Raw genomic sequence first — 24,979 nt, forward strand, 5'->3', positions numbered from 1 at the left:
TCTCCCCCACTGCATGTTCCCTGGAGATTTTCATGTCCCAAGTGACCCTCGGCGGCAATCCGGTTCCGGTCAATGGCGCTCTGCCCGCCGTTGGCAGCCAGGCCAAGCCGTTTACCCTTGTTGGTAAAGATCTGGCCGACGTATCGCTCTCTGCCTTTGCCGGCAAGAACAAAGTGCTGAATATTTTCCCGAGCATCGACACCCCGACCTGCGCCACCAGCGTGCGCAAGTTCAACGAGCAGGCCAGCAAGCTCGATAACACCGTGGTGCTGTGCATCTCTGCTGACCTGCCGTTTGCCCAAAGCCGTTTCTGCGGCGCAGAAGGCCTGAACAACGTGCAGACCCTCTCGCTGATGCGTGGCCGTCAGTTCCTGAACGATTACGGCGTGGAAATCGCCGGTGGCCCGCTGGTTGGCGTGGCTGCCCGTGCCGTGGTGGTGCTCGACGCCAACGACAAGGTGCTGCACACCGAACTCGTGCCGGAAATCGCCAATGAGCCCGATTACGACGCCGCACTGGCCGCGCTGAAGTAAGCAGCGGTCCATTGCAAAAAACGCCCGCAGCTTGCGGGCGTTTTGTTTTGGTACTCACAGCGCATTGTGAAACAGATTGAGCGCCGCGTACTGCAACAGCATGATGGTCTTGCCATCGACGATCTCGCCGGTCTGGATCATGCGCATGGCGCGTTCAAACGGCAGCTCCAGCACCTCGATATCCTCGCCCTCTTCAGCCACCCCGCCACCGTCGGCAATGCGGTTGCTGTCATCGTACTGCGCCACAAAAAAGTAGAGTTTCTCGGTCACCGAACCCGGGCTCATGAAGGCCTCGAACACCTTTTTGACCTCATGCACGCGGTAGCCGGTTTCTTCTGCCACTTCTTCGCGAATACGCGCTTCAGGCGAGGCTTTATCCAGCAAGCCCGCCGCGCTCTCGATCAACATGCCGTGATACCCGTTTACAAACGTGGGCAGGCGGAACTGGCGGATCAGCACCACCGTGCGTTGCGCCAGGTTGTACAGCAAGATGGTCGCGCCGTTGCCGCGGTCATACGTTTCCCGGCTTTGCCGCTGCCACTCGCCATTGGCGCGCTGAAAGTCGAACGTGGTCTTTTTGAGCACGTACCAGTCATCCGACAACACCTTCACATCCACAATCCGTACCCGATCTGCCGTACTGCCCATTTTGCTCTCCAGGGTTTGCTTGAATCCTTTTTCACGCTATCATGCAATTTCGTGAAATAACAAGAAATTTCGTGCAAACGGGATTTGAGAGAACAGCCATGCTGACCAGCCAGCGCAAACAATATCTGTTGGACATACTGCAACGTCACGGCCAGATTCAGGCCAAGATGGTCAGCCAGGAACTGGGTTTGTCTGAAGACACCATCCGCCGCGACCTGCGTGAACTGGCCGCCGAAGGCAAACTGCAACGCGTCCACGGCGGCGCCCTGCCCGCCTCTGCCGCCATTGGCGACTTCACCCAGCGCCAGAACGTCGCCACCACCGGCAAGGCCGCCATCGCCCAGATGGCCGCACATATGATCGAGCCCGGCCAGATTGTGCTGCTGGATGGCGGCACCACCGCCGTGCAGATCGCCCGCAGCCTGCCACCCGGCCTGCAAGCCACCATCGTTACCCATAGCCCCAGCGTGGCTGTGGAACTGGTTCACCATGCCGGCATTGAAGTGGTCATGATCGGCGGGCGCCTGTTCAAGCATTCAGTCGTGAACGTCGGCGCCTCTGCCATTGAAGCCATGGCCCGCATCCGGGCGGACATCTTCTTCATGGGCGTCACCGGCGTACATGCCGAAGCCGGGTTATCCACAGGCGATCTGGAAGAGACCTACGTCAAACGCGCACTCATGGCGCGCGCAGCAGAAACCTTTGTGCTGGCGTCGGAAGAAAAACTCAACGCCGCATCCGCCTACGTGATTGCCAAAGTGCGGGACGTGGCCGGGGTGATTGTGAACCGGGAAGCCGACGGCGCTGCACTGGCCGGGCTCAAGGCGGCTGGCGTGAATCTGGTGCTGGCGTGATTGGCGGGCGTGTGGGTGCTTAACGGCTTAGGGCTCTGCAAATCCGGCCAGGAACAGCGCACGGGCGCGGCTACCCCGCTGCATCACCGTCTTTGCTGGATTCCCGCCAAGGGAACCGCCCAGGTCGGGAATGACGAAGTGGTTGGGCGAACCGATCGTTCGTGAAAACGAATGGTTGCGAAGCTGGGAATTACGGGTGCAGTGGATTCCAAAGGTTGCGGTTGCGGTTGCGGTTGCTGTTGCCTTTGACGTTGAGCCCCCTTGACTGCGCCGAGCATCGCAGCGAAGTCCGGGGTTTCGGCGGAGGGGTGTTTGAGCGAAGCGAGTTCCCGTAGCCAGCCGGACTTCGCGAGAAGCACAGGGAACCCGAAGGGCGCAGTCGCCGGGGTCGCCTTTCTTTTGGTTACTTTTCTTTGGCGAAGCAAAGAAAAGTAACGTGCTCCGGCCACCGCCGGTATCAAAACACCCGCGCCGCAAGGCGCCAACAGCGGTTAAAGGTTTTGCAATCAGCCACAGGTGGATTGTCGCTACGCTCCGAATCCACCCTACTCCGCCAATAAAACAGCCCTCACCCGTTCTGCAACAACAACCGATACCCCACCCCCGATTCCGTCAGCAAATGCCTCGGCTGCGCCGGCTCATCCTCCAGCTTCTGCCGCAAATGCCCCATATAAATCCGCAGGTAATGACTGTGCTCCACATACGCCGGCCCCCACACCTCCAGCAATAGCTGCCGATGGGTAATCACCTTGCCCGCATGGCGGATCATCGTTGCCAGCAGGCGGTATTCGATCGGCGTCAGATGCACAGCGGCGCCAGCTTTGTTCACCGTGCGGGCGACCAGATCAATCTCTACGTCCCCCAGCGTCACCTGGCCTTCACCCGGCGTGTCTTTGGCATGGCGGCGCAGCAGCACGCGCAGGCGCGCCAGCAACTCATTCACGCCAAACGGCTTGGTCAGATAATCATCCGCGCCGGCATCCAGCGCGGCCACTTTGTCGGTTTCCTGACTGCGGGCAGACAGCACCAGAATCGGCACTTCGCTGAATGCGCGGATTTCGCGGATCAGGTCCAGCCCGTCGCCATCAGGCAGGCCCAGGTCCAGGATCAGCAAATCAGGCTGGCGCGTGCCCGCTTCAACCAGACCCTGGCGAGCCGTGGTGGCGTGCCAGGTCTGCATGCCGGCGCTTTCTGCGGTCATGGCCACAAAGCGGGCAATTTGCGGTTCATCTTCAATGATGACAAGGACAGGTTTCTGGGCGTTCATGGTGCGTCTGGCGATGAAAACAGTTCAGGGTGTTCCGGATCAGGCATGGCAGGCGGCGCCTTGCGCGGCAGGCTGACAGTGAACAGCGCGCCCCCTTGCGGGCTATTGCCGGCGCTGATCGTACCACCATGCGCGGCGACGATGGCCCGGCACAAGGCCAGCCCCAAGCCCACGCCCGTGGTAGCCGATTCATTCTGGCCACGCGTGAACTTGTTGAAAATGGTTTCTTCCTGGCCCTTGGGGATGCCCGGGCCGGTATCCGCCACGCTGATCTGCAACGACTGCGGCAGGGCGCGGGCAGCAATGGTCACCGGCGTACCGGCGGGCGTGTATTTGATGGCGTTGTCGATCAGGTTGACCAGCACGCGCTCCATCAACACCGCGTCAAACTCCACCAGCGGCAGGTCGATCGGGATATCCAGCGCCACCGGATGCCGCGTCAGCCGCAATTCCAGCGCGCGCAAGGCGCTGCCGACGACTTCTTCCACCGCTTGCCAGTCGCGCCGCAAATGCACCTCGCCCGCTTGCAGGCGTGCCATGTCCAGCAGGTTGTTGACCAGATCATTCATGCGGCGGATTTCACCGACCAGTTGATGGGCGATCTCCCGCGCGGGCGGTGCGGCGTAAGGGCTTTCAGACAAGGTACTGGCCAGCCCCAGCAGTACGGTTATCGGTGTGCGCAAATCGTGCGAGATCGCAGACAGCAAGTGGTTGCGCAGGCGCTCGCCTTCCATGGACACCAGCGCGTTCTGGGCCACTTCGACAAAGTGCACGCGTTCCAGCGCCAGGCCGATCTGCGCGGCGCAGGTTTGCAAGAAGCGCTTTTCTTCGCGGTCTGCCAGCCAGTCGCCCTTGGGCGTCAGCGCCAGCACACCGCGCACACGCATGGGCGCGGTCAGTGGCAGGTAAAACGCCTTGGCCGCCGCCAGCGTGCCCGTGCCCTGCCCGGCTTCTTCGCCATGACGGTACACCCAGTCGGCCACGGCCAGATCCAGCGCCATGCCGCCTTCCTGATGCAGGTGTTCATCCAGATCAGGCAGCGCCAGCCCGATGTCGGTCTTGAACCGCGGCGCCAGGTGCGCCAGCGCGATCTCGACCACCTGTTCTTTCATCAACGCGCCAGAGAGCGCTTCAGACAACTCATACAAGGCCGCCGTGCGCCGCTCTCGCCTTGATGCAATCTGCGCCTGGAAGCGCAGCCGGGCCGAGAGCTGGCTGAGCGTCAGCGCCACCGTGAGCATGATGCCGAAGGTGAGCAGATACTGCGTATCGGCCACCGTAAACGACATGCGCGGCGGCACAAAAAAGAAGTCGAACGCCGCCACCGACAGCAAGGACGACAACGCCCCCGCCACCCGGCCAAAGCGCACCGACACCAGCAGCACCGACAACAGGTACAGCATGATGACGTTGGCCAGGTCGAAAATCTGCGTCAGCCGCGCTGCCAGAATGGTGGTGATGCCGCAGCCAATCAGCGCCCACGCCGCGCCTTGCCAGCGCTGGCCGATGATGCTCCACGGGTCCAGCCGCTCGGCCGGGGCGGCCGAGACGCCGACAATCTGCACAGTCAGGTTGGGTGCCAGCCGGGCCAGTCTGGCCGCCTGGCTTTCAATCAGATTGAAGCGGCGCGGCGGCTTGCCGATGATGACCGTACCCAGATCGTGATCCGCCGCATAATCAGCCAGCGTCTGCGCCACATGCGGGCCAGGCAACAAGGCCGTGCGCGCGCCCAGGCTTTCGGCCAGCTCCAGATTGCGCCGGGCGCTGGCCAGCCGATTCCGGCTGCGCAACAACGCCGGGGTTTCCACCGTCACCGCGCGCCAGTCCACCTTGAGCCGCCCTGCCAGCCGCGCCGTATGCCGCACCAGCGTCTCCCCCGCCGGGCCCGGGGCGATCGCTGCCAGCAGCGTTTCACCTGGTTTGCTGCGAGCCGGCTGATCGCGCCGCAGTTCAGCATCAACACGTTCTGCCGCACGCCGCATGGCCAATTCACGCAGCGCAATCAGGTTACCCTTGCGGAAAAAGGACTCTTTGGCGCGGGCGATATTTCCCGGCAAGTAGACCTTGCCTTCCTGCAGGCGCTTGAGCAGTTCGTCCGGCGGCAAATCAACCAGCGTGATGTCATCGGCCGCATCAAACACCCGGTCAGGCACCGTCTCGCGCACGCGCACGCCGGTGATCCCGCCCACCACATCATTCAGGCTTTCCAGATGCTGCACATTGACCGTGGTGTAGACATCAATCCCCGCCGCCAGCAGTTCTTCAATATCCTGCCAGCGCTTGGGGTGGCGGCTGCCGGCCACGTTGCTGTGCGCCAGTTCATCCACCAGGATCAGCTGCGGCTTGCGCGCCAGCGCGCCATCCAGATCGAACTCGGTGAGTTGTTTGTCGCGGTAATCAATGTCCCTGCGCGGCAACACCGTCAGGCCGCTGAGCATGGCGGCTGTTTCTTCACGCTGATGCGTTTCTACCAGCCCGACCAGCACCTCTACGCCTTCCCGCTGGCGGGCATGCGCCTGCGCCAGCATCGCCCACGTTTTGCCGACACCGGCATTGGCGCCAAAAAAAATCTTCAGCCGGCCACGATGGGCATCGGCTTCATCGGCCTTCAGTTCGGCCAGCAACTGGTCTGGATCGGGGCGGGATGGATCGGTCATGAGAGTATGGTAGCGCCTGGAGATGTCATCCGGTGAAGCATGGGAACGATTGCGTGCTTTTGTTTACTGTCTGAGCGCTGAAAGCCGTATTTGAATCTATGCCGCAGGGTGGATTGTCGCAGCGCGCCGGATTCACCCTGAGTAGCGTGCATGCATCGCCACTGGATTCCGGCCTTCACCGGAATGACGAATCGGTGAGGTGCGGGTTGAACTGGGTATGGTCGCGCGACCGGAACCGGCCGTTGCCAGTACCAGTGCCGTTGCCGTTGCTTTTCGGGGTTGCAGTTGCTGTTGCCTTTGACGTTGCCCCCCCTTTGACTGCGCCGAGCATCGCAGCAAGGCGCGGCGATCAAGGCGAAGCGGTAGGCCGCAGGCCGAACAAGCGAGCCAGCCGCGCCTTGCGAGAAGCACAGGGAACTCGCGCAGCGAGCGCTGTCGCAGGGGTCGCCTTTTCTTTGGGCACTTTCTTTTGGCGACCCAAAAGAAAGTGCCTTGCCGTCGGGCAACCCCCGACACCCAAAACACCCGCGCCGTCAGGCGCTAACACTCACACCGCAATGGTGGATTGTCGCTCCCGCTCCGAATCCACCCTACTCAAAGACTCTGGCCACAACAGCGAGCCATCCAGGCACCAGACTGGATTCCTGCCTGCGCAGGAATGACGAGTCAGTGGCAGCCCCGCAAACCCAAAATCACCCCAACCCCAACCCCAACCCCAACCCCAACCCCAACCCCAACCCCAACCCCAACCCCCTCCCCGCCCCATCCAGCGCCAGATTCAACCGCACCACATTCACCACCGCCTCCCCGAACAGCCCCCACTGCGGCCCCTCGGTATTGGCCGCCACCAGCAAGCGCACTTGCTCATCGCTCAAGCCCCGCGCTTTGGCCACGCGGTGAACCTGGTAAGCCGCCGCTGCCGGCGAGATATGCGGGTCCAGCCCGCTGGCCGACGTGGTCACCAGATCGGCCGGCACCGGGCCGGTCTGGTCCGGCTGGGCGGAGCGGATCAGGTCAATCCGCCCTTTTACTGCGTCTTTCAGCGCCGGGTTGGTTGGGCCCAGATTGCTGCCACCCGATGCCAGGCCGTTGTCCGGTTGCGGGCCGGTGGCAGACGGCCGGCTCCAGAAATAGGTCGGGCCGCTGAAGCTCTGGCCGATCAGGCTGGAGGCCACCGGTTGACCGTCTTTCTCGATCAGACTACCTGCGGCCTGCCGCGGGAACAGCGCTTTGCCAATGCCGGTGACAGCCAGCGGATAAGCCAGGCCGGTCACGATGGTCAGCAAAACAAACAGTGATAACGCGGGCCGGATCAGGCCGGGATGATGGGTCGTGCTCATGATGTTTTCTCCTTGCCGGCCAGCAGCGCGGGCCGCTGGCCGTGAATGATTTTTTCTGCAAGCACCGTTCACAAATCCCGGTGCGATGGTGCTGGTGAGGCTCGTTAAATGAAGCCGGCAGAGTGTTGTGAACGGCTCAGGGTTAAACCCAGCCTGCAGCGCCCAGCAGCATGTCGATCAGCTTGATCCCGGCAAAGGGCACCAGAATGCCGCCCAGGCCGTACACCAGCAGATTGCGGCGCAGCAGCGGGCCCGCACCCAGCGCGCGGTATTTCACGCCTTTAAGCGCCAGCGGGATCAGCGCGACAATGATCAGCGCGTTGAAAATCACTGCCGACATGATCGCGGAGGCCGGGCTGTTCAGATGCATGACGTCCAGCGCCTTCAGTTGCGGATAAGTCACGGCAAACGCGGCCGGGATGATGGCGAAATACTTGGCCACATCGTTGGCCACGCTGAACGTCGTCAGCGAACCGCGCGTCATCAGCATCTGTTTGCCGATCTCGACAATCTCGATCAGCTTGGTCGGGTTGCTATCCAGATCGACCATGTTGCCGGCCTCTTTGGCGGCTTGCGTGCCGGAGTTCATCGCCACGGCCACATCGGCCTGCGCCAGTGCCGGGGCGTCGTTGGTGCCGTCGCCGGTCATGGCCACAAGGCGGCCGGCGGCCTGGTGCTCGCGGATCAGCGCCAGTTTGTCTTCCGGTCTGGCCTCTGCCAGAAAGTCATCGACGCCGGCCTCAGCGGCAATCGCGGCGGCGGTCAGGCGGTTATCGCCGGTGATCATCACCGTCTTGATGCCCATCTGGCGCAGCTCGGCAAAGCGCTCCTTGATGCCACCTTTGACGATGTCCTTGAGTTCAACCACGCCCAGCACTTTTTTGCCATCAGCCACCACCAGCGGCGTGGCGCCACGGCGGGCGACGTCGTCCACCGCCTCGCCCACGGCTTTGGGAAAATCCCCGCCGATCTGCTGCATATACTTGCGGATGGCATCGGCCGAACCCTTGCGGATTTGCCGTGCAGCCGGGCTGGCGACCACGACATCGCCAGCTTGCGGCTTGAGCGCGGTCTGCACACCCAGATCCACGCCCGACATGCGCGTCTGCGCGGTGAACGGGATGAACAGCGCGTCTTGCAGCTCCCGGCCACGCAGATTGAAACGTTCTTTGGCCAGCACGACGATAGAACGACCTTCCGGCGTTTCGTCGGCCAGCGACGCCAGTTGCGCCACGTCGGCCAGGTCTTGCTCGCTCACGCCCGGCGCGGGGATAAACGCAGCGGCCTGACGGTTGCCCAGCGTGATCGTGCCGGTTTTATCCAGCAACAATACGTCCACGTCGCCCGCGGCTTCGACGGCACGGCCGGAGGTCGCAATGACGTTGGCCTGCATCATGCGGCTCATACCCGCCACGCCAATGGCCGACAACAGACCGCCAATGGTGGTCGGGATCAGACACACCAGCAGCGCAATCAGCACAGTAATACTGACCGGCGAGCCCGCCCCGGCCGCGCCCACGCTGTAAATGGAGAACGGCAACAGCGAGGCACACACCACCAGGAAGGTCAGCGTGAGCGACACCAGCAAGATGGTCAGCGCCACTTCGTTCGGCGTTTTCTTGCGCTTGGCGCCTTCCACCATGGCGATCATGCGATCCAGGAAAGCCTCGCCCGGGTTGGCCGTCACGCGCACCACCAGCCAGTCAGACAACACACGGGTGCCGCCGGTCACGGCAGAGAAATCACCGCCGGATTCACGGATTACCGGCGCAGATTCGCCAGTGATGGCCGATTCATCCACCGAGGCGACGCCTTCCAGCACTTCACCATCGGCGGGGACGATATCGCCGGCCTCGATCAGCACGTAATCGTCTTTGCGCAGCGAGTTGGAATCCAGAATCTGCACTTTGGCATTGCGCGAGGCACTGGCCAGCTTTTTGGCCACGCCATTCTTGCGGGTGGCACGCAGGGCATCGGCCTGCGCCTTGCCGCGGCCTTCGGCCAGGGCTTCGGCAAAGTTGGCAAACAGCACGGTAAACCACAGCCACGCCGCGACCGCCAGAATGAACGCGGCCGGTGCTTCACCATGCCCGCCCAGCGCATGAAACCCGAGCACCGTGGTGACCACGCTGCCCACCCACACCACAAACATCACCGGGTTGCGCCATTGCACCACCGGCGAGAGCTTGCGGAACGATTCGAAGATCGCCGGTACGGCGAGCTTGCGATCAAATAATGACAATCCAGCTTTACTCATCTTGGTTCTCCGAAAGTGACCGGCTTAGTGCGCAAACAACTGCAAGTGCTCGATCACCGGGCCCAGCGCCAGCGCCGGGATATACGTCAGCGCGCCCACAATCACCACCGTGCCCACCAGCAGCATCACAAACAGCGGACCATGCGTCGGCAAGGTGCCGGAGGTCTGCGCCAGGCGCGGTTTGCTGGCCAGCTTGCCGGCAATGGCCAGCACCGGAATGATCACGGTGAAGCGACCAAACCACATGGCAATGCCCAGCAGGGTGTTGTAGAACGGCGTGTTGGCAGACAGGCCGGCAAAGGCCGAACCATTGTTGTTGGCCGCAGAAGCAAAGGCGTACAGCACTTCAGAAAAGCCATGCGCGCCGGGGTTGGCCATGCCGGCTTTGCCAACATCCAGCATCACAGAGAGCGCGGTGCCGCCCAGGATCAGGCACGGCGTGGCCAGGATGGCGATGGCAACCATCTTCATCTCGAACGCTTCGATCTTCTTGCCCAGGTATTCCGGCGTGCGGCCAATCATCAGGCCAGAGAGGAACACGGCCAGAACGGCGTAAATCAGCATGCCGTACAGGCCCGCGCCCACGCCGCCAAACACCACTTCGCCCAGCTTGATCAGCCACATCGGCACCAGGCCACCCAGCGGCATCAGCGAGTCATGCATGGTGTTCACCGCCCCGCACGAGGCCGCCGTGGTGATCACGGTAAACAAGGCGGAAGCCACGATGCCAAAGCGCGTCTCCTTGCCTTCCATATTGCCGGCGGCGCCAGACATGCCCAGATGGGTAAGGATGGGATTGGCCTGGATTTCCGCCCAGTACTCCACGCCCACCATCGCCACAAACAACAGCGTCATGGCACCCAGCACCGTCAGCCCCTGACGCGCATCCCCCACCCAGCGACCAAACATGAACACCAGTGCCGCCGGGATCAAAAAGATGCTCAGCATCTGCACAAAGTTGGACACCGGCGTCGGGTTCTCATACGGATGCGCCGAGTTGGCGTTGAAAAAACCGCCGCCGTTGGTCCCCAGCATCTTGATGGCTTCTTGCGAGGCCACCGGGCCCATGGGCAAGGTTTGCGTGCTGGTCTTGCTGTCGACCATCACCGGATTGCCTTTGGCGTCTTTGACCGGCTGGCCATCTGCACCGGTTTTCGGCACTTGATAAGTGACGGTTTCGGTGAGTTTTACATCCTTGTAGCCATCAAAATTCTGGATCACGCCCTGCCCCACCAGGAACACGGCCACGACCAGCGACAACGGCAACAGGATGTAAACGGTGGCGCGATACAGATCCAGCCAGGCATTCCCCACGCCAGAAGCCTTGCGGCGCACAAACCCGCGGATCAGCGCCACGGCAACCGCCAGACCGGTAGCAGCAGACATGAAGTTATGCGCAGCCAGCGACAGCATCTGCGTGAAATAACTCATGGTCGATTCACCGGCATAGCCCTGCCAGTTGGTATTAGTCAGAAACGAAATCGACGTATTGAACGACGAATCCGGGCTGACCGCGCCCATATTGGCCGGGTTCAGCGGCAAGCTGCCCTGCAAACGCTGCTGGGCATACACAAACACCGCGCCAATCAGATGAAACACCAGCAGCGCCAGCGCATAGCGCCACCACGGCATGTCTTCATCCGCGTTGATGCCCATGAGCTTGCACAAAGCGCGTTCTGATTTGCCCAGAAAGGCAAAACGATTTGAAAGAGAACCATCCAGCGCCGTCGCCAGCAAGCGGCTCAACGGCCACGCCAGCGCAAACAGCACCACCAGGTACATGGCCGTCTGGAACACGATCGACGAGTTCATGCCACGTCCTCCGCGTTAAACAGCGCATAGACCAGATACACCAGCAGCAGCACGAACACGGCCGCCGCCATCAGATATAGCCAGTTCATTTGCGCGCCTCCAGATGCCTGCAGAAAACCACCAGCCCCTGAATCGCCGCACAAAAGGCGGCGATCAGCAGCAGATACACGACGTCCATGACGTTCTCCTTGAATGGAATGCCCGACTGATTGCGGGCTTTTGGACACCGTGAATTGTGAGAAAGAAGAGATAAAGGCCGGGTAAAGCCTGGGGGGCGGGATATAAAAATTGCGTAAAGACAAAGGGGGTCAGTGAGCGCGGTGGGCAGAAGTGTTGCCAACTGGATACATCAAGATACAAACCACTGCCGTTCGTCGGCATGCAGTCAATTCATAAGAATTTCATTAAATTCAAATACATACAACATTGTTTGATTTATTGATTACGTCAAATGAAATACGCAGGACTGACACATTCCGACGTATTTTCAGCGCTGGTTTATGCCTGCAGGGATAACACCACTTTGTGCGGGAGAGGTGCGGGGCGTTCCAGATACGGTGTGCTGACATTAAAAATAATCAATAAAAATCAATTAATTAACATACTCTTCTGTTTTCACCTCTGCCATCGAGCCTGTCCAGGTTTTCATACCACCTGTTCATGGGCTGGATCACGCAGCGGTCCATTCCGCACGTCAAATACTTACAAGCACCGTTGGATAAATACTTACTTCAAACTTGGATTGATTAATCAGAAATTCCTTATACTCGGCGCCACACATCTAAAACTCAGTCGATCTCAGGGAATTTTTCGTTATGAAACAGGTTTTTGCATTCAGCGCAGTCGCATTGTCACTGGCTCTGGCCGCATGTGGTGGCGGTGGTGGTGACAGCACGTCTACTTCGGCTCCGGTGGCTACACCGACCCCGACACCTGCGCCCACACCGGCCCCGACCCCCGTCCCGACCATTCAAAACCCGCAGGCCGGTTCAACTGCCGCCGTGGGTAACGGTATTGAAGGCTACTGGACGAATTCCGCCTCGGTGGCAGATCCGAAAAACGCGTCCAAGAATCTGGTGTTGATCGCCCCGGATGGCGAAATGTTCGGCTTTTCCAGCGCCACCGACACTTACAACCAGGGCACGCTGACGTTCTCTGGCAGCACGTGGGCTGCCTCCGGTGAACGCGCCATCGGCCAGACAGATGGCACTTTCAACGACACGGGCACATTTGTGGCCCAAAGCTCGTTTACTGATCCGACCAGCGCTGACCTGACTTTTGATACGTACTCGATTGCCAACGCGCTGGCTGTCACGCAGGCGGATGCAACCGGCACCTGGGGCTCGTTGACAAACGGCGTCACCGTTGATGCCAGTGGCAATTTCTCGGGCTCGACCACCGAAGCCGGCCGTTGTAACGTCAGCGGCAGCCTGCTGCAGTTCCAACCGTCCACCAAAAAGAATCTGTTCAAGGTCACGTTCACTGCCACCCAGTCGCTCAACTGCACGCTGCCGCTTGGCCAGCAATTCAGTGGTCTGGCCACGATTGACCTGATCAATACTGGCAGCAGCGCCAAGCCCGTCTATGTGCGCGCCCTGCAAGTGCTGACCAGCATTCCGCACGTGAATTTCCTGTGGCTGCAATTGCCCAAGAGCTGATCCGGCATCGCCAACAACAAAAAAGGGCCTTCACGGCCCTTTTTTGTTTTGCGGCAGCACGGTTAACCGTGATCCGTATCGCGTGCCACCATCGCATCGCGTTCGCGGTACTTCTTCATCAGCTTTACATAGTGCTGTGCCGAATACGCAAAGTGGGCGATCTCCGCTTGCGTCAGCGCGCGCACTTTTTGCGCGGGGCGGCCGACGTAGAGGTAGCCGGATTCCAGCACCTTGCCCGGTGGCACCAGTGAACCCGCGCCCATCATGACGTGATCCTGGATCACCACGCGGTCCAGCACGATGCTGCCCATGCCGATCAGACATTCGTTGCCAATGGTGCAGCCGTGCAGCATCACGCCGTGGCCGACCGTGACGCGCTCGCCAATGATCAGCGGGGCACCGTTCGGGTCTTCCGGGCGGCGGTGGGTGGTGTGCAATACGCTGCAATCCTGGATATTGCTGTCGTCGCCAATGCGGATGAAGTTCACATCGCCCCGCACCACGGCGCCCGGCCAGATCGAGACATCCTGCCCCAAGGTGGTTTCGCCGATCACCTGGGCCGAGGCGTGAACCCAGGCTGTTGCCGGTATCACGGGGTGGTGATGCTCAAAAGTTTCAACAGCCATGCATTTCTCACTTGATAATGATGAACGACGCGTACATCTAGACAGATGAAGGCCATAGATGGTTTCGCCGGGCACTTGCCTGACGCGGGCCCGTAACCCTGTGGAACCGGCCGGACCGGTTGCCGCACCATATTAAACGAGTCCTATATGACCCAAGCCAATCCTTTGCTCGATTTTTCCGGCCTGCCGCGTTATAGCGACATCCGCCCGGAACATGTCTCCCCCGCGCTTGACCAGTTGCTTGAAGCGGCCGCCGCTGCCGTGGCCCATGCCGAGAAGCTGCAAAACCCCACCTGGGAGAGCTTTGTCCTGCCGCTGGACGAAGTGCTGGAAGACCTTGGCCGTGCCTGGGGCACCGTTGGCCACCTTGAAAGCGTGGTCAACACGCCGGAACTGCGCGAAGCGTACAACAGCAATATCCCGCGGATCTCCAATTTCTTTACCGAACTGGGCCAGAACGAGGCCCTGTACGCGCACTACAAAGCCATTGCCGCCAGCCCGGCTTATGCCGGCTTTGAGCCGGCGCGCCGGGTGGTGATCGATCACGCCCTGCGCGGTTTCCGTCTGTCGGGTGCTGAACTGCCGGCCGCGCAAAAGCAGCGTTTCAAGGAAATCGCGGAAGAGTTGTCTGAACTGACCACGCGCTTCTCGCAAAACGTGCTTGATGCCACGGATGACTTTGCGCTGTATATCGAAGACCTCAGCGAGCTTGATGGCCTGCCGCAAGACAACCTGGCCGCCGCCCGCGCCCAGGCGCAAGCCGATGGCAAAACCGGCTACAAGCTCACGCTGAAAATGCCGAGCTATTTCCCGGTCATGCAATACGCCACCAGCCGCAAGCTGCGTGAACAGCTTTACCATGCCTACGCCACGCGTGCGGCAGAGTTTGGCAAAAATGAATGGAACAACACCCCGCTGATTGACCGCATCCACACCCTGCGGCAGGAAGGGGCAGCGCTGCTGGGTTTTGCCAGTTATGGCCAGGAATCGCTGGAAACCAAAATGGCCAATACGCCGGCCGAAGTGCTGGGTTTCCTGCGTGACTTGGGCCACCGCGCCAAGCCGTACATGCAGGCCGACCGGGCCGAGTTGCTGCGTTTTGCCCAGGATGAGCTGGGGATCAAGACGCTGGAGCCATGGGATCAAACCTATGTGTCCGAAAAGCTGCGCGAGGCGCGCTATGCGTTCTCTGAACAGGACGTGAAACAGTATTTCACCGAGCCCACCGTCATCAACGGTCTGTTCCATCTGGTGGAAACCCTCTATGGCCTGCAGTTTGTGCCGGCCCAAGCGCCGGTCTGGCATCCGGACGTGCGTTATTTTGAACTGCGCAACAAGGATGGCAGCCTGGTCGGCGGCCTGTACATGGACATGTACGCGCGCGAAGGCAAGCAAGGCGGCGCGTGGATGAACGAAGTCCGCAGCCGTCACAAGCTGCCCGATGGCGACGTGCAAACGCCGGTGGCCTTGATCATCTGCAACTTTGCCCAGGGTGTCGACGGCAAGCCGGCGCTGTTGCCACATGACGACGTGATCACCCTCTTCCACGAAACCGGTCACGCGCTGCATCACCTGCTGACTGAAGTGGACGAGCGTGATGTCTCTGGCATTAACGGTGTGGAGTGGGATGCCGTCGAGTTGCCCAGCCAGTTCATGGAAAACTTCTGCTGGGAATGGCAACTGCTGCCGCAACTGACCCGCCACGTGCAAACGGGCGAACCGTTGCCGCGCGCACTGTTCGACAAAATGCTGGCGGCGCGCAACTTCATGTCGGGCTCGGCCATGATCCGCCAGATCGTGTTCAGCGTGTTCGATATGGAACTGCACGTAGACGCCACCGGCCCGCGCGCACTGCAGCGTTATTTCCAGTTGCTTGAAGAGTTCGACGCGCCGCGCGTGCCGGATTACCACCGTTTCCCCAACAGCTTCAGCCATATCTTTGCTGGCGGTTATGCGGCCGGGTATTACAGCTACAAGTGGGCGGAAGTGTTGTCGGCCGACGCCTATGCCGCATTTGAAGAAAGCGGCGTGCTCAACCCGCAGACCGGCGCGCGATTCCGCAAGGAAATCCTCGCCCGCGGCGGTAGCCGGCCGGCGCTGGAGTCGTTCATCGCCTTCCGCGGCCGGGCACCGCAAACCGATGCCTTGCTGCGTCACAACGGTCTGGCCAACTGAGGCGCCCGTTGACCCACAAAAAAGCCGGATCATGGATCCGGCTTTTTTCATGCGCGTCCGGCGCAGTGATCTGAACGGTTATTTCTGATGCAGCGGAATCACCTTGTTGCCACCGGGCGCGGGGGCCGGCGCCGCCGGCAAGCGCTGCCACTCGCCATTCACCAACCCTTCCATAGGCTGATAGCGCGTCTTGTAGGCCATCTTGCGGCAGTCTTCAATCCAGTAACCCAGATACAGATACGGCAGCCCCAGCTGTTTAGCCAGGCCCACCTGCCACAGAATGTTGAACACGCCGTAGCTGGCACCGGTCATGTCCGGATCATAAAAGGTGTAGACCGACGAGAGCCCGTCATCAAGCTGGTCGATCAGGCTGACCATGCGCACGCCGGTGTCGTCGCGGAACTCGGCCAGAAAACTGGCCACGTTGCTCTTGAGGATGAAGTTCTCGTACTGCTCGCGATTGTCCTGATCCATGCCGCCGCCAGCATGACGGATCAACTGGTAACGCTGGTACAACTGGAAATGGGCTTCAGAGTACTCCAGCCCCAGCAAGCGCGTGCGCAGATTGCCGTGCTGCTTTTGCGCACGCCGTTGCGAGCGGTCTGCGACAAAATCCGCCACCGGAATACGCACGGGGACACAGGCCTGACAATGGTCACAATGCGGGCGATAGACAAACTGCCCGCTGCGCCGAAAGCCATGCAGCACCAGCTGGCTATAGGTACGCGCGTCGATCAACTCGGAGGGCACGGCCACTTGCGAGCGGGCCATGCGCTCGGGCAGATAACTGCAGGGGTAAGACGTCGTCGCGTAAAACTGAAGTTGCAGCGTGTGTCCACGCGGGTTCATATCAGCTTCCCGGATTGTGAAAATCGTATTGCCAGTGTGCCGGCGCCCTGGGTGCAATCACGAGTTCGGCCAGCTTGCGGGCAAACTGGTCCCGGTCGATTTCATTTGCACCAAATCTTGCCAAGTGTTCAGTATGCATCTGGCAATCGATCATGCCAAACCCATGTTGGTGCAAATACCTGACCAGATGCACAAATGCCAGTTTGGAGGCATCCGGCCGCCGCGCAAACATGGATTCGCCATAGAACATGTTGCCAATGGCCACGCCGTACAAGCCGCCGACCAGTTCATCATCCATCCAGCATTCGGCGCTGTGGGCGTAGCCCAGGCGGTACAAGGCGCCGTAGCCATCGCGGATTTCCTGGCTGATCCAGGTCAGGTTTTCGCCGCGACGGGGCGAGGCGCAACCGTTGATCACTTCGTCAAACACCAGATCAAAGGTCACGCGATAGGGTTTGTTGCGCAGGGTTTTGGCCAGCGAGCCCGGCACATGCAGATCTGGCGGCATAAGCACCATGCGCGGGTTGGGGCTCCACCACAAGATGGGCTCGCCCGGCATATACCAGGGGAAAATGCCCTGATGATATGCCGCCAGCAGGCGCTGGGGAGTCAGATCGCCGCCGGCAGCCAGCAGCCCGTTGGGCTCCACCATGGCGTGCTGCAAGGGTGGAAACCGGTTGCTGTCATCCAGCCATGCAATCACCGCTGCCTCCCGCCGTGCGGCAATGACGCGTTACTTGATACGGCAGTTTGCACACAAACCGTACAGGTACATTTCATGGTCCTGGATTTCAAAACCGTGCTTGGCGGCAATGGCATCCTGGCGTTTTTCGATCTCTGGATCGCAAAACTCTTCCACCTTGCCGCACTTCATGCAGACCAGATGGTCGTGATGGCCGCCCTGGTTCATTTCAAACACGGCCTTACCGGTTTCAAAATGATGTCGGACCAGAATACCGGCCTGCTCAAACTGGGTCAGTACGCGATACACCGTCGCCAGACCAATATCGATATTTTCGGCCAGCAAAAGCCGGTACACATCTTCCGCAGTCATGTGACGCTGTTCGCTGTTCTCGAACAGATTCAGGATGCGCAGGCGGGGACCGGTGGCCTTCAGGCCCATTTCTTTCAGATCAGCAGCAGAACTCATTGCTTACCCCGTCATGGTTGTAGATGGTATTCCACCCAGGTTCACAAGTTGTGTCGACAACTTGTACCCACGTGGCTGCGGCAAGCCGCAAGAACAGGTTATGATATAGCGTTTGCACCCTACGCTCCAACCGACCCACGTTGTGAAACAGCCCAGACGCATGCATATCAAATCATTTTTTCTGGCCATTGCCGCCGTTTCCGTCCTTGCCGGCTGCAATGTCGCCAACGTTCTTACCCCGTACAAACTGGCCATTCCGCAAGGCAATGAAGTCACCCAGGACCAGGTTCTCCAGCTGAAAGAAGGCATGACCCGTAGCCAGGTCCGCTTTGTGCTGGGCACCCCGCTCCTGACCGACCCGTTCCATTCGGATCGCTGGGATTACATCTACACCGACGCCAAGGGCGGTTCGCTGCGGGAAAAACATACTTTCCACGTGGTGTTTGAAAGCGACAAACTCAAGAGCTGGGGCGGCGATGTCCTGCCGGCCAACAAGCTGATCAAGCTGGGCGCAGACAACACCGCCAGCGCGCCGTCGCTGGATGATCCGGTCGCCTCCGCTGCCGCCGCATCGGCCACGCCGACGGCTTCGGCCCCGGCCAGCAACTAACGCCCTGCCGGTTTGACCTGACGGAATATCGATTATGTCTTTGAAAATTGCCATTGCCGGCAGCAGCGGCCGTATGGGCCGCATGCTGATCGAGGCCGTTGCCGGCGCCGATGATTGTGAACTTGCCGTTGCGCTGGACCGCGCCGGCAGCCCTGCGCTGGGGCTGGATGCCACTGCGTTCCTGGGCAAGGAAAGCGGCGTGCTCATTACCGATGACATCAGCACGCTGGCCCGCGCCGACGTACTGATCGACTTCACCCGCCCTGAGGGCACGCTGGCGCACCTTGAAGTCTGCCGCAAGCATGGTGTGAATATCGTGATCGGCACCACCGGCATGAGCGAGACAGACAAAGCCGCCATCCAGGCCGCCGCGGGCGAGATCGGTGTGGTGTACGCGCAGAACATGAGCGTGGGCGTCAACCTTGTGTTCAAGCTGCTGGAAATCGCCGCCAGATCGCTGGCGACCGGTTACGACATCGAAATCCTGGAAATGCATCACCGCATGAAGGTGGATGCACCCTCCGGCACTGCCCTGCGCATGGGCGAAGTGGTGGCCGAAGCACAAGGCCGCCAGCTCAAGGATGTGGCCGTGTATGACCGCGAAGGCATCACTGGCGAGCGCGCGCCCTCGACCATCGGGTTTGCCACGCTGCGTGGTGGCGATGTGGTGGGCGACCATACGGTGATCTTCGCCGGCATGGGCGAGCGCGTGGAAGTCAGCCACAAGGCCTCCAGCCGCCTGATCTATTCGGCGGGTTCTTTGCGCGCTGCGCGCTTCTTGCAAGACAAGAAGACGGGCTTGTTTGACATGCAGGACGTACTGGGCCTGCGTTAAGCGCAGCGCACCAGGCTTTGCCGCGAATTCAATTGCGCCCCGTCACACCGGGGCGCTTTTGATTTGTGTTAAGTGCGGATTAAGTCCGCCCTGGCATCATGGCGGCTTTTGACGGTTCAAACGGGGGAATCGGGTTCATGCAAGCAAACCGCTACGCACCTTCGCTGGTGCTGCTGCACTGGTTGATGTTTTTGCTGTTTGTGGTGGCGCTGGCCGCCATTGAATACCGTGGATTCGTGCCCAAAACTGATCCATCCCGCCCCGTGATCACCATGATCCACATGACTGCTGGGGTGCTCGTGCTGCTGCTGGCCTGTTTGCGGGTGCTGGTCCGTATCACCCGCCCTGCCCCGCGTGAATTGCCCGGCCCGATCTGGCAGACGGCCGCCGCCAAACTCATGTACTTGCTGATGTACCTGATCATGTTTGCCCTGCCGCTGGCCGGTATCTACTTTGTGCAAGCCGGTGGGCGCGACGTGATGTTCTTCGGCACGGCCCTGCCGCACCTCTTTGCTGCCAACCCGGATCTGCGCGAGCCGGTCAAAGAATTCCATGAATGGGTCGGCAACGCCGTGTATTACATCGTCGGCCTGCATATTCTGGCGGCGCTGTTCCACCAGTTTGTCATCAGGGACGGCATCATGAGCCGTATGCGGATGCGTTGACCGGGCGTGGCCCGCAACAAAAAACGGCGCCAGAGGGCGCCGTTTTTTATGGGTAAAGCCTCAGGCCGCACTCCCTGCGGCATAGCCGGATGACCATGCCCACTGGAAGTTATAGCCCCCCAGCCAGCCCGTGACATCCACCACCTCCCCAATGAAGTACAGGCCCGGCACGCTTTTGGCCATCATGGTTTTGGAGTCCAGACCGCGCGTATCCACCCCGCCCCGCGTGACCTCGGCCTTTTTGTAACCCACCGTGCCGGACGGCACGATCTGCCATTGCTGCAATGCCGGCGTCAGGCTGGCCAGTTGTTTGGGGCTGTATTGCTTGAGTGGCAGGTTCTGGCCCCAGCGGCTGATAAAGGCCTGGGCAAAGCTGCGCGGGAGTTTTTCCGAGAGGATGGTCAGCAGGTACGCATCGCGGCTGGCCGATGCCAGCCATTCGGCCATATCAACATCCGGCAAGAGGTTGATGGTGATCGGCTGGCCCGGCTGCCAATACGATGAAATCTGCAAAATGGCCGGACCCGACACCCCGCGGTGCGTCAGCAAGATGGCCTCGCGGAACTTGCCCTTGCCACTGCGCACTTCCACGTCATCAATCGCCACGCCGGCCAGTTCTGTCCACAAGTCCTGCGGCTGGAAGGTCAGCGGCACCAGCGCCGCCGTTGTAGGCAACATGTTCAGGCCAAACTGTTTTGCCAGCTCGTAGCCCCACGCCGTAGCGCCGATTTGCGGGATCGACAACCCGCCACTGGCCACCACCAAAGACTGGCACTGCCAGGTCTCTGCGGCGGTCTCTACCTCAAACCCGCCTTCCACCTGGCGTACTGCCAGCACCGCCGTACCCATGCGCCAGGTCGCGCCGCCGTCATCCACCTCGGCCTTGAGCATGTCGATGATGGCTTGCGAGCCATCGTCACAGAACAACTGGCCCAGGGTTTTTTCATGAAACCCGAGGCCGTGTTTTTGTACCAGCTTGATGAAGTCGTGCTGCGAGTAACGCGCCAGCGCAGATTTGACGTAATGCGGGTTATCCGAGAGATAACACTCCGGCCGGGCATCCAGATTGGTGAAATTGCAGCGGCCACCGCCAGAAATACGGATTTTCTCTGCCAGTTTGGTGGCGTGGTCGATCAACACCACCTTGCGGCCACGCTGGCCTGCTGTGGCCGCGCACATCATGCCTGCCGCACCGGCACCTACAACAACAACATCACAGACCGGCATGGCGGCTTACTCTTTCAGGAAAAAAGCGATTTTAGCGGTTTTACACAGCCTGTTCGCGCCGGCAGTGGATAAAAAAAGGCGGCCGCAGCCGCCTTTGTCTGGCATGGCACGATCAGAAGTACACAATGCCCATGGCGCGTTTGACTTCATCAAGCGTCTTCGCCGTCTGCTCGCGGGCTTTCTCGGTGCCGGCTTTCAGGATCGCCATGACCTGATCCGGATGCGCGGCCAGTTCTTCGCGGCGCGCGCGGATCGGGGCCAGCAGCGCTTGCAGTTTTTCTTCCAGATAACGCTTGATCACGCTGTCGCCCAAGCCGCCGCGCTGGTAGTGCGCTTTTAGCTCAGCCACCTTTTCGATATCCGTATCAAACACGTCCAGATAGGTGAACACCACGTTGCCTTCCACCTGGCCGGGGTCGGCCACGCGCAGGTGGTTGGGATCGGTGTACATCATCTTCACGGCTTTGGTGATGTCGTCGCTTGATGCGCCCAGCGTCAGCGAGTTGCCCAAAGACTTGGACATCTTGGCCTTGCCATCAATGCCTGGCAGGCGCGCGCCGTTTTCCGGCACCAGAGCGCGGCATTCGACCAGGATTTCCTGGTTCACGCTGGCGTTGAACTTGCGCACCACTTCGTTGGTTTGCTCGATCATCGGGATCTGATCCGCACCGACTGGCACCACGGTCGCCTTGAACGCGCTGATATCGGCCGCCTGCGCCACCGGGTAGGTCATGAAACCGGCCGGAATATCGCGCTCAAAGCCGCGCAGCTTGATTTCATCCTTGATGGTCGGGTTGCGTTCCAGCCGCGAGACCGTCACCAGGTTCAGATAGTAAGAGAACAGTTCCGGCAGTTCCGGCACCAGGCTCTGGATAAAGATCGTGCTCTTGGCAGGATCAATACCCACGGCCAGGTAATCCAGCGCCACTTGCAGGACGTTGTCGCTGACCTTGGTGTAATTGCCCATGTTGTCGGTCAGCGCCTGGGTATCGGCCAGCAGCAGATACTGTTTGCAAACGTCTTGCAGCATGACGCGGTTGCGCAAAGAGCCGACAAAGTGGCCCAGGTGCAGCGGGCCGGTGGTGCGGTCACCGGTCAGGATGATGTCGCTGGACGTGACGGTATTGGTAGACATGACATAACCTCAATTCAGTTGCCGGTTGCCAGGTGCTGCGCCGGCACGCCGCGCATAAAAAAACCCGGTGTGCCAGCTGAGAGCATCCGGGTTTTACAGACGAAACCGCGCTGCTCCTAAATGGAGCGCCACCAATGTGTGAATGCGGGTTTCGTAATCAAAATCATGGCGGGCAGTCTGCCCGCTCAGGCGGGCCGGGTCAAGCCTGGCGCCCGGCGCTGTGGCGTGGTTTGGCGCACTGCATGGCAACGCGTTATCCTGAAACATTCCCTTTGCATGCAATGATCATGTCCGATACCCCGCTCATCCACCGCGCCAGCCCGGAAGGCAAGGTTAAATCTGGCCGCCGCCCGCACAAAGTCACGCCAGATACCGTGCTGGCATTCTGGTTTGGCTGCCCGGACGACCCGGACTTCAACCAGCCGCGCAAAGTATGGTTTGAGAAAGACGAGGCCTTTGATCACGTGATCCGCCGCCACTTTGAAGGGGCGCTGCACGACGCCGCCAAGGGCAAGCTGGATGGCTGGGGCAAAGATGCGCAAGGCGCGCTGGCCCTTGTGATCCTGCTGGATCAGTTTTCCCGCAATCTGTTCCGCGGTTCCGCGCAGGCATTTGCCCAGGACGAACGCGCCCGCCACTGGGCCAATGTGGCGCTGGAACATGGCTGGGATCAGCAAGTTGCCCCGGTGCAGCGCGTGTTCTTTTACCTGCCGCTGGAACACTCGGAAGACCTGGCGCATCAACATCGGTGCGTATCACTGATGGCGCAGTTCAAGGGTAACCCTGAGATGGAAAACTATTACGATTACGCCGTGAAGCACCATGCAGTGATCGAAGAATTTGGACGGTTTCCGCACCGCAATGCGGTGTTGGGGCGGGAGAATACGACGGCGGAAGAGGTGCATCTGGCGTTGCCGGGGAGCGGGTTTTGATACGCCCAGGGCAGATAAATAGAAGTAGAGCCAACTGATCGGTGCAATAAACAAGGCAAACATCCAGCACAACATCATGCCAATCAGTTTGAGCAATGGCATTGACTTGCCGCGCCCCCTCTTTTCAATCCACCGTCAACCCACGCACCTCTGCCTCCTGGTGCCGTTCCTGCTCATGCATCACCACATCGGCCAACTGCCGTTTGAGCGCATTAAACTCAGCCGAACTGGCGTCACGCGGGCGGGGTAAATCAACGGCGATATCCAGCTTCACCGTCCCCGGCCGGTAAGACAGCGCAATGATGCGGTCGGCCAGATAGATGGATTCTTCAATGCTGTGCGTGACAAACAGCACCGTCTTTTTCAGCGACGCCTGAATCTTCAGCAGTTCATCCTGCAAGCTGCGGCGGGTGAGCGCATCGAGCGCGCCAAAGGGTTCATCCATCAGCATGATGGGGGAATCAAGCGCCAGAATCCGCGCAATGGCCACGCGCTGGCGCATGCCGCCAGACAAATCCTTGGGGAAGCGGTCTTTGAATTCGGTCAGCCGCAGTGTTTCCAGCAGCCGGTCTACGGTTTGTTTGAGCGCGGCGGCAGGCGTTTTGCGGATCTGCAAACCAAAGCCGATGTTCTGGGCCACGGTCATCCAGGGGAACAGCGCGTATTCCTGAAACACCATGCCACGATCAGGGCCGGTATCGGTCACCGGTTTACCTGCCACCAGCACTTGCCCGGCACTGGCCAGAGAGAACCCGGCCACGGCGTTGAGCAGCGTGGATTTGCCGCAGCCGGACGGCCCCAGCAAACAGACAAACTGGCCAGCCGGGATATCGATATTGATATCGCGCAGGGCTTCGACATCGCCCCCCGCAGAAGCGAACACTTTACTGGCGTGTTCAATCCGGATTTGCGCTTCAGCCACGATCCCGCTCCAGGCCACGATGCCAGCGCAGCAAATGGTTGTTGATCCGCGCCATGATCAGATCAATCGCCAGCCCGATCAGGCCAATGCTGAGCATGCCGGCAATGATTTTGTCGGACCAGAAATACTCCCGCGCTTCCAGAATGCGGAACCCCAGGCCGTTGTTCACGGCAATCATCTCCGCCACGATCACCACAATAAACGCCGTGCCCATGCCAATGCGCGCGCCGGACAAAATATATGGCGTAGCGGCGGGCATGATCACGCGGGTGAACAGCGTGAAACGGTCCGCGCCCAGATTGCGCGCAGCGCGCAGGTAAATGAGATCAACATGCTGCACGCCGGCGATGGTGTTCATCAGCACCGGAAAAAACGCGCCCAGCGCAATCAGGAAAATGGCGGGCGGGTTACCCAGGCCAAACCACAGGATCGACAACGGAATAAACGCAATCGGCGGAATGGGCCGGATCAGCTGAATCAGCGGGTTGAACCAGTCGTTCACCCGCGTACTGGCACCCATCGCCAATCCCAACGGCAGCGCCAGCACCGTGCCGATGGCAAAGCCGGAGACCACGCGGGTCAGGCTGCCAATGGCGTCACGGATCAGTTCGCCAGAAAACAGCCACGCCAGTTTGCTGCCACTTGCGGGGTCGTACGGATCAGCCGGGGTCAGGTACGCCCACCAGCGCACCACCACCTGCACGGGCGAAGGCAACACCTGCGGGTTGATCCATTTAAGGGTAGAGGCCAGTTGCCAGAGGATCAGCAACGTCAGCGGCACCCACAGCCCGCGCAAGGCGGCTTTGAGACGGGAATCAGCCACAGCG

The 24,979-nt window shown here is 60.4% G+C and carries 23 protein-coding genes; 8 read left to right on the top strand and 15 right to left on the bottom strand.

The features are described from left to right. Positions 1-32 precede the first annotated feature (32 nt). Positions 33-533 carry a thiol peroxidase gene (tpx, locus tag IEX57_RS08615; RefSeq protein ID WP_188703866.1) on the top strand — a complete coding sequence of 167 codons (501 nt, stop codon included), beginning with the start codon at positions 33-35 and terminating at the stop codon, positions 531-533. 54 nt (positions 534-587) lie between these two features. Here the strand turns inward: tpx and nudK are convergent, their stop codons facing one another. Continuing rightward, a complete protein-coding gene (gene nudK / locus IEX57_RS08620; protein WP_188703867.1) occupies positions 588-1,181 on the bottom strand; it encodes a GDP-mannose pyrophosphatase NudK in 594 nt (197 codons plus the stop codon). A gap of 98 nt (positions 1,182-1,279) precedes the next feature. Here nudK and IEX57_RS08625 point away from each other — a divergent pair, with 98 nt between their 5' ends. After that, on the top strand, positions 1,280-2,035 hold the full coding sequence (locus IEX57_RS08625) for a DeoR/GlpR family DNA-binding transcription regulator (protein ID WP_188703868.1): 756 nt from the start codon (positions 1,280-1,282) through the stop codon (positions 2,033-2,035). 568 nt (positions 2,036-2,603) lie between these two features. Here IEX57_RS08625 and kdpE read toward each other — a convergent pair. The 6 genes from kdpE to kdpF all read right to left on the bottom strand — a co-directional run bounded on the left by kdpE (position 2,604) and on the right by kdpF (position 11,457). After that, on the bottom strand, positions 2,604-3,302 hold the full coding sequence (gene kdpE, locus IEX57_RS08630) for a two-component system response regulator KdpE (RefSeq protein WP_188703869.1): 699 nt from the start codon (positions 3,300-3,302) through the stop codon (positions 2,604-2,606). Further along, a complete protein-coding gene (locus IEX57_RS08635; protein WP_188703870.1) occupies positions 3,299-5,959 on the bottom strand; it encodes a DUF4118 domain-containing protein in 2,661 nt (886 codons plus the stop codon). Before IEX57_RS08635 ends, kdpE begins: the two co-directional genes overlap by 4 nt. 692 nt (positions 5,960-6,651) lie before the next feature. Then, complete coding sequence (gene kdpC / locus IEX57_RS08640) at positions 6,652-7,299, bottom strand: potassium-transporting ATPase subunit KdpC (protein ID WP_188703871.1); 648 nt, start codon at positions 7,297-7,299, stop codon at positions 6,652-6,654. 142 nt (positions 7,300-7,441) lie between these two features. Continuing rightward, the gene (gene kdpB / locus IEX57_RS08645; RefSeq protein WP_188703872.1) at positions 7,442-9,556 is read right to left on the bottom strand and encodes a potassium-transporting ATPase subunit KdpB; all 2,115 of its coding nucleotides are present in this window, start codon (positions 9,554-9,556) and stop codon (positions 7,442-7,444) included. Between the two features lie 24 nt (positions 9,557-9,580). Next, positions 9,581-11,368, bottom strand: coding sequence for a potassium-transporting ATPase subunit KdpA (gene kdpA, locus IEX57_RS08650; RefSeq protein WP_188703873.1), 1,788 nt, complete (start codon positions 11,366-11,368; stop codon positions 9,581-9,583). Continuing rightward, on the bottom strand, positions 11,365-11,457 hold the full coding sequence (kdpF, locus tag IEX57_RS08655) for a K(+)-transporting ATPase subunit F (protein WP_188703874.1): 93 nt from the start codon (positions 11,455-11,457) through the stop codon (positions 11,365-11,367). The genes kdpA and kdpF overlap by 4 nt, the downstream gene beginning before the upstream one ends. A gap of 726 nt (positions 11,458-12,183) precedes the next feature. Here kdpF and IEX57_RS08660 point away from each other — a divergent pair. After that, on the top strand, positions 12,184-13,026 hold the full coding sequence (locus IEX57_RS08660) for a hypothetical protein (RefSeq protein WP_188703875.1): 843 nt from the start codon (positions 12,184-12,186) through the stop codon (positions 13,024-13,026). A 62-nt stretch (positions 13,027-13,088) separates the two neighbouring features. Here IEX57_RS08660 and IEX57_RS08665 read toward each other — a convergent pair whose 3' ends face one another. After that, positions 13,089-13,652, bottom strand: a complete 564-nt coding sequence (locus tag IEX57_RS08665; protein WP_188703876.1) for a gamma carbonic anhydrase family protein — start codon at positions 13,650-13,652, stop codon at positions 13,089-13,091. 147 nt (positions 13,653-13,799) lie between these two features. On the opposite strand from IEX57_RS08665, the gene IEX57_RS08670 reads away from it, so the two are divergent. Continuing rightward, positions 13,800-15,827 carry a M3 family metallopeptidase gene (locus tag IEX57_RS08670; protein ID WP_188703877.1) on the top strand — a complete coding sequence of 676 codons (2,028 nt, stop codon included), beginning with the start codon at positions 13,800-13,802 and terminating at the stop codon, positions 15,825-15,827. A 78-nt stretch (positions 15,828-15,905) separates the two neighbouring features. On the opposite strand, the gene IEX57_RS08675 is transcribed toward IEX57_RS08670, so the two are convergent. Genes IEX57_RS08675 through fur form a run of 3 tightly spaced genes read right to left on the bottom strand, consistent with a single transcriptional unit; the run spans position 15,906 to position 17,826 of the window. Next, positions 15,906-16,676, bottom strand: a complete 771-nt coding sequence (locus IEX57_RS08675) for an arginyltransferase (RefSeq protein ID WP_188703878.1) — start codon at positions 16,674-16,676, stop codon at positions 15,906-15,908. A 1-nt stretch (position 16,677) separates the two neighbouring features. After that, positions 16,678-17,379 carry a leucyl/phenylalanyl-tRNA--protein transferase gene (aat, locus tag IEX57_RS08680; RefSeq protein ID WP_188703879.1) on the bottom strand — a complete coding sequence of 234 codons (702 nt, stop codon included), beginning with the start codon at positions 17,377-17,379 and terminating at the stop codon, positions 16,678-16,680. Positions 17,380-17,409: 30 nt separating this feature from the next. Next, positions 17,410-17,826 (bottom strand): ferric iron uptake transcriptional regulator, encoded by a 417-nt coding sequence (gene fur, locus IEX57_RS08685; protein WP_188703880.1) that lies wholly within the window; start codon positions 17,824-17,826, stop codon positions 17,410-17,412. A 160-nt stretch (positions 17,827-17,986) separates the two neighbouring features. Here fur and IEX57_RS08690 point away from each other — a divergent pair, with 160 nt between their 5' ends. The 3 genes from IEX57_RS08690 (at position 17,987) to IEX57_RS08700 (ending at position 19,936) form a co-directional block, all read left to right on the top strand. Further along, positions 17,987-18,436 carry an outer membrane protein assembly factor BamE gene (locus IEX57_RS08690; protein ID WP_188703881.1) on the top strand — a complete coding sequence of 150 codons (450 nt, stop codon included), beginning with the start codon at positions 17,987-17,989 and terminating at the stop codon, positions 18,434-18,436. Between the two features lie 31 nt (positions 18,437-18,467). Further along, complete coding sequence (dapB, locus tag IEX57_RS08695) at positions 18,468-19,271, top strand: 4-hydroxy-tetrahydrodipicolinate reductase (RefSeq protein WP_229708981.1); 804 nt, start codon at positions 18,468-18,470, stop codon at positions 19,269-19,271. 137 nt (positions 19,272-19,408) lie between these two features. Then, positions 19,409-19,936 carry a cytochrome b gene (locus IEX57_RS08700; protein ID WP_188703882.1) on the top strand — a complete coding sequence of 176 codons (528 nt, stop codon included), beginning with the start codon at positions 19,409-19,411 and terminating at the stop codon, positions 19,934-19,936. A gap of 60 nt (positions 19,937-19,996) precedes the next feature. Here the strand turns inward: IEX57_RS08700 and IEX57_RS08705 are convergent, their stop codons facing one another. Both IEX57_RS08705 and trpS read right to left on the bottom strand, forming a co-directional pair. Continuing rightward, the gene (locus tag IEX57_RS08705) at positions 19,997-21,163 is read right to left on the bottom strand and encodes a BaiN/RdsA family NAD(P)/FAD-dependent oxidoreductase (RefSeq protein WP_188703883.1); all 1,167 of its coding nucleotides are present in this window, start codon (positions 21,161-21,163) and stop codon (positions 19,997-19,999) included. A 112-nt stretch (positions 21,164-21,275) separates the two neighbouring features. Next, on the bottom strand, positions 21,276-22,298 hold the full coding sequence (gene trpS, locus IEX57_RS08710) for a tryptophan--tRNA ligase (protein WP_188703884.1): 1,023 nt from the start codon (positions 22,296-22,298) through the stop codon (positions 21,276-21,278). A gap of 287 nt (positions 22,299-22,585) precedes the next feature. Between trpS and IEX57_RS08715 the strand changes: the two genes are divergently transcribed. Next, positions 22,586-23,230, top strand: a complete 645-nt coding sequence (locus tag IEX57_RS08715) for a DUF924 family protein (protein WP_188703885.1) — start codon at positions 22,586-22,588, stop codon at positions 23,228-23,230. 124 nt (positions 23,231-23,354) lie between these two features. Here the strand turns inward: IEX57_RS08715 and IEX57_RS08720 are convergent, their stop codons facing one another. Further along, complete coding sequence (locus tag IEX57_RS08720; protein ID WP_229708926.1) at positions 23,355-24,152, bottom strand: ABC transporter ATP-binding protein; 798 nt, start codon at positions 24,150-24,152, stop codon at positions 23,355-23,357. Then, positions 24,145-24,975, bottom strand: a complete 831-nt coding sequence (locus tag IEX57_RS08725) for an ABC transporter permease (RefSeq protein WP_188703886.1) — start codon at positions 24,973-24,975, stop codon at positions 24,145-24,147. The genes IEX57_RS08720 and IEX57_RS08725 overlap by 8 nt, the downstream gene beginning before the upstream one ends. Positions 24,976-24,979 lie beyond the last annotated feature (4 nt).

Source organism: Silvimonas iriomotensis (assembly GCF_014645535.1).
GTDB lineage: Bacteria > Pseudomonadota > Gammaproteobacteria > Burkholderiales > Chitinibacteraceae > Silvimonas > Silvimonas iriomotensis.